This window comes from Chitinophaga sp., from assembly GCF_036569125.1.
Lineage (GTDB): Bacteria > Bacteroidota > Bacteroidia > Chitinophagales > Chitinophagaceae > Chitinophaga.
In genome coordinates this window covers 1-5207 of sequence record NZ_DATCRF010000599.1, presented here as the reverse complement: position 1 = coordinate 5207, position 5207 = coordinate 1, and the positions used below count along the sequence as shown (strand labels likewise).

General features: G+C 50.3%; 6 protein-coding genes, 1 pseudogene and 1 riboswitch. All 7 genes and pseudogenes read left to right on the top strand.

Annotation, left to right across the window (positions count from 1 at the left end; all coding sequences use genetic code 11):
• Nucleotides 1-335: pseudogene (gene ureC / locus VIM87_RS22375) on the top strand (urease subunit alpha); the annotation flags it as partial.
• Nucleotides 336-496: 161 nt separating this feature from the next.
• The gene (gene ureE, locus VIM87_RS22370) at nucleotides 497-997 is read left to right on the top strand and encodes an urease accessory protein UreE (RefSeq protein ID WP_331999158.1); all 501 of its coding nucleotides are present in this window, start codon (nucleotides 497-499) and stop codon (nucleotides 995-997) included.
• Nucleotides 998-1188: 191 nt separating this feature from the next.
• Nucleotides 1189-1869 (top strand): urease accessory protein UreF, encoded by a 681-nt coding sequence (locus tag VIM87_RS22365; protein WP_331999157.1) that lies wholly within the window; start codon nucleotides 1189-1191, stop codon nucleotides 1867-1869.
• 4 nt (nucleotides 1870-1873) lie between these two features.
• Complete coding sequence (gene ureG, locus VIM87_RS22360) at nucleotides 1874-2509, top strand: urease accessory protein UreG (protein ID WP_217606303.1); 636 nt, start codon at nucleotides 1874-1876, stop codon at nucleotides 2507-2509.
• Nucleotides 2506-3303 carry an urease accessory protein UreD gene (locus VIM87_RS22355; RefSeq protein WP_331999156.1) on the top strand — a complete coding sequence of 266 codons (798 nt, stop codon included), beginning with the start codon at nucleotides 2506-2508 and terminating at the stop codon, nucleotides 3301-3303. The genes ureG and VIM87_RS22355 overlap by 4 nt, the downstream gene beginning before the upstream one ends.
• A 13-nt stretch (nucleotides 3304-3316) precedes the next feature.
• Complete coding sequence (locus VIM87_RS22350) at nucleotides 3317-4021, top strand: sulfite exporter TauE/SafE family protein (RefSeq protein WP_331999155.1); 705 nt, start codon at nucleotides 3317-3319, stop codon at nucleotides 4019-4021.
• Between the two features lie 209 nt (nucleotides 4022-4230).
• Nucleotides 4231-4299: riboswitch (Fluoride riboswitch) on the top strand.
• 132 nt (nucleotides 4300-4431) lie between these two features.
• Nucleotides 4432-5207, top strand: a 776-nt coding sequence (locus VIM87_RS22345) for a chloride channel protein (protein WP_331999154.1), incomplete at its 3' end; no start/stop codon positions are given.

Below are 5207 nucleotides of genomic sequence, written 5' to 3'. Positions count from 1 at the left end.
AAATGGGCGATCCCAATGCATCCATTCCCACACCGCAACCGGTTATTTACCGGCATATGTTTGGCGCGCACGGCAAGGCCTTGCTGCATACCAGCGTAACCTTTGTATCTAAGATCTCTTTGCAGAAGAACATTGCGGAGGAATATGGTTTGCAAAAAACTTTATTGCCGGTAAGCGGCTGCCGCAGCATTTCCAAAAAAGACCTGATCCATAATGATCAAACGCCGGATATAACCGTAAACCCGGAAACATATGAAGTAAAGGTAGATGGGGTGAAGATCACCTGCGAACCTTTGAAGGAGCTGGCTTTGGCGCAACGATATTTTTTGTTTTAATTAACGGGGCTAAAAAGAATGTAAAATGTAAAATAATAAATGTTAAATGTAAAAGGGGAGAGCAGCAATACCGTGTACAAGGCCATATTCGATGCATTTAACTTTTACATTTAAAATTTTACATTTATGATTTTACATTCTTTTAGCCCATACCGTATATTATGATCATCGAAGATGTAATCGGCAATATAGGCACCTTATCCATCGGCTCCCGCCAAACGGACCTGCTGCAGCTGCAGTGGTACGAAACCTCCCGCCGCATACAGCGCCGTCAAACCGTAAGCGGCCGTGAGCTGGCCCTGCGCCTGTTAAAACAGGGCCAGCGCCTGCAGCAGGGCGATGTGGTTTGGATGGATGATACCACCGCTGTAGTAGTGGATATACTGCCTTGCGAGGTAATAGTAGTAACACCGGCCTCCATGCTGGAAATGGGTACTATTTGTTACGAGATCGGCAACAAACACCTACCCGTTTTTATCCAGGATAATGAAGTGCTGATACCCATGGAGGAGCCGCTGTACCGCTGGCTGGAAAGCGCCGGTTATACGCCGCAAAAGGCCACCCGCAAGCTCACCAACATGCTGCGCTCCAACGTAACACCGCATAGCCATGGCGGAGGCGGGGAAACGTTGTTTCAGAAGATCATGAATCTCACGAAGTGAGAATTACGAATTATTTAATTACGAATTACGAATTGGGTAGTGCGTAATTTAACTTCGCAAGTCTAAGGTGAGATGCCTGATCTTAATCAGACTATAAAGCCTGGTATTTGTAATTAAATAATTCATAATAGAACATAACGTATTCATCCGCTGCATTCATAATTCGTAATTCGTAATTAAATAATTCGTAATTGAACCTGCTCGCACTTCTCCACCTTTCCGATCCCACCTTACCAATAGGCGGCTACACCCATTCCAATGGGCTGGAAACCTATGTGCAGGAGGGTTTGGTGTATAATGCAGCTACTGCAGAGGAGTATATCCGCAGCATGCTGCAGCATAACCTGCGTTATAACGATGCGGCCTTTGCCAGCCTGGCCTATGATGCCGCTTTGCAGCAGGACTTTAACGCCTTGTTGCAGCTGGATGAAGAATGCACCGCCTTAAAGCTGCCCCGTGAAATACGGCAGGCCAGCCAGAAGCTGGGCGTTCGTTTAATAAAGATCTTCAGCCGGCAGCAGGCCTTTGCGTTTATGCAGCAGTATGAACAGGCCATGCAGCAGGGTGCTGCCAGCGGGCATTACTGCCTGGCATTTGGCGTATATGCCTGCCTGTTACAGATCCCCAAACCGGATGCCCTGCAGGCGTTTTTCTATAATGCCGTAGCCGGTATGGTTACCAACAGCGTAAAGCTGGTGCCCCTGGGCCAGCTCGACGGGCAGGATATTTTACACCGCCTGCAGCCGCTGATGCAGGAGCTGGCTGCCGCCACGCTAACACCCGACCGTAAATGGCTGGGCTGCTGCAACCCGGGTTTTGATATCCGCTGTATGCAGCATGAAAGATTGTATTCAAGATTATATATGTCGTAGATCTATGAGCAGAACATACGTGAAAATAGGCATTGCAGGCCCGGTAGGATCGGGTAAGACCGCCCTCATTGAGCGGCTGTCGCGCAATATGCTGCACCAATATGACCTGGGTGTAATTACCAATGATATTTATACCAAAGAGGATGCAGAGTTTTTGACTAAGAACAGCCTGTTACCGGCAGAGCGCATTATCGGTGTGGAAACGGGCGGATGCCCGCATACCGCTATCCGCGAAGATGCCAGCATGAACCTGGAAGCAGTGGACGAAATGGCCGCGCGTTTTCCCGGCATACAGCTGATCTTTATTGAGAGCGGGGGCGATAACCTGTCGGCCACTTTCAGCCCGGACCTGGCAGATGTTACCATTTTTGTGATAGACGTAGCAGAAGGTGATAAGATCCCCCGCAAAGGCGGCCCGGGTATTACCCGCTCCGACCTGCTGGTGATCAATAAAATTGACCTGGCCCCGTACGTAGGCGCCAGCCTGGAAGTAATGGAGCGCGATGCCCGCCTGATGCGCAAAGGCCAGCCCTTTGTATTCACGGACCTGATGAAAGGCACCGGCCTGGATGCAGTAATAAACTGGATTAAAAAATATGCGCTGCTGGAAGAAGTGGCTGAACCGGCCCTGCAACGATGATCAGTGAGCTGCGCATAATAACCGGTTACCGTTCCGGCATTACCTTCCTGCAGGAAGGGTATTATACCCGGCCCTTTAAGCTGGCGGATATTGGCGCGTACCGGGCCGATAAGGCTTTGTGCCTGATGCTGATGACCGCATCGCCGGGCATGCTGGAGGGGGATGATTACCGTATAACAGTTACCGTTAGTAAGGATACGCGGCTGCAGCTGCAAACGCAGGCTTACCAGCGTTTGTACAGCATGCAGCAAGGCGCCAAACAGCATATGAATGTGCAGGTACAGGAAGGCGCTACCTTCAGCTATGTGCCGCACCCCATAGTGCCGCATAAGGATGCCAGCTTTGAAGGCTATAACCGCATTGAGCTGGCAGAGGACTGCCGACTGGTTTGGGGCGAGATCCTGACCTGCGGCCGTAAGCTGAACGGGGAGGCCTTTCAGTTTAAACAGTTCCACAATATAACAGAGCTGTTTTACCGGGGTAAGCTGGTGTTAAAAGATAACCTGCTGATACAACCCGCACGTATAAACGTAATGGCGCCCGGGCAAATGGAAGGGTATACCCACCAGGCTACGCTGATCTATGCAGATACCCGTACCGGTACAGCGCCGGTAGCCGATAGTTTGCTGGAAATACTGGCGCCGGAAAAAGACATCGCCTACGGTGTGTCACAAACCGCCGGACCGGCCCTGGTGCTGCGTGTGCTGGGGCATGGCGCAGAACAGCTGTTCGACTGCCTGCGGAAAATAGAGAATTTATTATGGAAAGAGGAAGTGCCGGTGGCGCAAACATAAACCGTGATTAAATATGACTACAGAGCTCAGCGCATTAATACTCACTGCCATTACCATCAGCTGTATACATACCGTTACCGGCCCGGATCACTATGTGCCGTTCATTGCGCTCTCGCAATCCCGGAAATGGTCGCCGGCTAAAACCGTGTTCTGGACTATCATATGCGGGATAGGGCATGTGGGCAGCTCCGTGTTGTTAGGCCTGCTGGGTGTGTTCCTGGGATGGGAGATCTCTAAGATCAGCTGGCTGGAAGGGGTGCGGGGCGGCATTGCTGGCTGGGCGCTGCTGTTCTTTGGCCTGGCCTACCTGGTATGGGGCCTGCGCCGCGCTTACCTGAATAAACCGCATAAGCATTTTGATATGTACGAGGACGGCTCCGTGTACGTGTACGAGCATAAGCATGGAGAAGGGCCGGTGTACCCGCAGCAGCGTACCAAAGTAACGCCCTGGATCATCTTCATCATTTTTGCGCTGGGGCCCTGCGAGCCGCTGATCCCATTGCTTACGTATCCTGCTGCGCAAAAATCAACGCTGGGCATTGTGCTGCTGATCGTAACCTTCACCGTATTTACCCTTATAACCATGGTGGTGATGGTAATGCTGGGGTACTACGGTTATTCTTTCCTGAGAACAGATAAGCTGGAACGTTATATTCACGCCATTGGCGGCGCTACCGTTACCATTTGCGGTATAGGCATGGTGTTTATGGGGTGGTAGTGGTCAATTACGAATTATTCAATTACGAATTACGAATGGGTTGTGTTTGGTTGATGACAATGTTTGTTCATTGTAATTCGTAATTACAGCAATAGTGTTCATTCGCTGCATTTTAATTATTCATATTCATAATATCTTTTCAATGGCATTCATGCCCCGTTTGGCGGGGCCGTAATTCGTAATTGAATAATTCGTAATTAAGCATTATTTTCGGGCCAGGAAATGGTGTCTTCCTGCACAAGAACCGTCCGCTCAGGACTGATGGCGCCTACAAATAAAACAAAGATGAGGTTTGCTGGGAAGCGATGCGTGAAGTGCTGCATAAAAGCAGTAGCTGCACAACAATTCACCGAATAGGAAAAATGCTTTTAACCAACCCGTCGCTTACTTGTGAAACTATTTGTAGGATTATGTATCAGAAAATCAAAACTTCTTTCGAGCAATTCTCTATCGCTAAACATCTGATCCGCTGGACTTTACTGGCAATTCCCCTGGCCCTGGTCGTAGGCTCGCTGGTAGCGTTATTCCTATGGTTGCTGGAGGAAGCTACCCGGCTGCGCTGGCAGCAGCCCTGGTTATTATACCTGCTGCCTGTAGCCGGCATCGGCATTTACTTCCTGTATAAAAAGCTGGGTAAAAATTCAGAAGCGGGTAACAATCTCATTATGGATGAAATACACCAGCCCGGCGGCGGTATACCAGCCCGCATGGCGCCCCTGGTGCTGCTCACTACCGTTGTTACGCACCTGTTTGGGGGCTCTGCCGGGCGGGAAGGTACTGCGGTACAAATAGGCGGCAGCATGGCCCACCTGCTGGGCCGCCGTATGCGCCTCACGGAAAAGGATATACGTATTTTACTCATGGCAGGTATTGCCGCCGGTTTCGGCGCAGTATTCGGCACCCCGCTTACCGGCGCTGTGTTTGCACTGGAAGTGCTGGCCATAGGAACTATCCGGTATGATGCGCTGGTGCCCTGCCTGATAGCCGCCGTATTTGCAGATATTGTTTGTTCCGCCTGGGGTATTCATCATACCCATTACCATATTGATTTTGCGCCGCATAACAGCACGCCTTTCTTACCCTTCCTGCATATGGACCTGTTGCTGTTAGCTAAAGTAGTATTGGCTGGTGTGGCCTTTGGTATGGCCAGCTACCTGTTTGCCAACAGCATGCACCTGATCAAACA

Coding starts and splice junctions, on each gene's coding strand:
- ureG (WP_217606303.1), top strand. CDS start 1,874: ATGAGCAGAACATACGTGAAAATAGGCATTGCAGGCCCGGTAGGATCG.
- ureE (WP_331999158.1), top strand. CDS start 497: ATGATCATCGAAGATGTAATCGGCAATATAGGCACCTTATCCATCGGC.
- VIM87_RS22350 (WP_331999155.1), top strand. CDS start 3,317: ATGACTACAGAGCTCAGCGCATTAATACTCACTGCCATTACCATCAGC.
- VIM87_RS22355 (WP_331999156.1), top strand. CDS start 2,506: ATGATCAGTGAGCTGCGCATAATAACCGGTTACCGTTCCGGCATTACC.